Here is a 515-nt window from a genome sequence, read left to right as displayed (position 1 = left end):
CCAGCAGACGCCCTCGCGCGCCAGGGCATCGCGCAATGGAGTCCATCCGGGCCGCTCCCGGGTGCCGCGCTCGCGTCCGTCCTCGCTGAGCTGCTGCCACTCTGTCACCGGGAGCGGGAGCGCCTGGACCCCGACCTAGCGAGCCTGCCGAGCGCGTTGCGCATCCGGGTGCGGCTCGCCGACACACTGCTGGCCGAGTTGATGGCGAGTGGACTCGCGGTGGCCGATCAGCGCATCGCGCTGACCCCGCTGCGCAAGCTCTGGATCGCCTGGCGCGAGAGCCGGGCCCGCGTGCCCCAACCGATCGCATGAACTCAGGAGAGACCGGTGGGGCGCGCACCGACTGATCCGCGGCTTTCAGGATCACGAACTCAACCGAATCAACGCAGAGGCGGAAACGAACATGGAGACAGCTCAACCAGGCCAGGACACGCTAGAGGGACGCGTGATCCTGATCACGGGCGCGGCGGAGGGGGTCGGGCGCGCCGTGGCCTCAGCCTGCGCACGCGCGCGCC

At 70.7% G+C, this 515-nt stretch carries 1 pseudogene; it reads left to right on the top strand.

Going from position 1 to position 515, the window contains the following annotated elements:
- Positions 1–312: pseudogene (locus CKO41_RS18445) on the top strand (hypothetical protein); the annotation flags it as partial.
- Between the last annotated feature and the right edge of the window lie 203 nt (positions 313–515).

It is taken from the genome of Thiococcus pfennigii (assembly GCF_016583835.1).
GTDB classification, from domain to species: Bacteria; Pseudomonadota; Gammaproteobacteria; order Chromatiales; family Chromatiaceae; genus Thiococcus; species Thiococcus pfennigii.
Note: the sequence above shows the minus strand (reverse complement) of the source record. Positions and strands in the feature narration are given on the sequence as shown.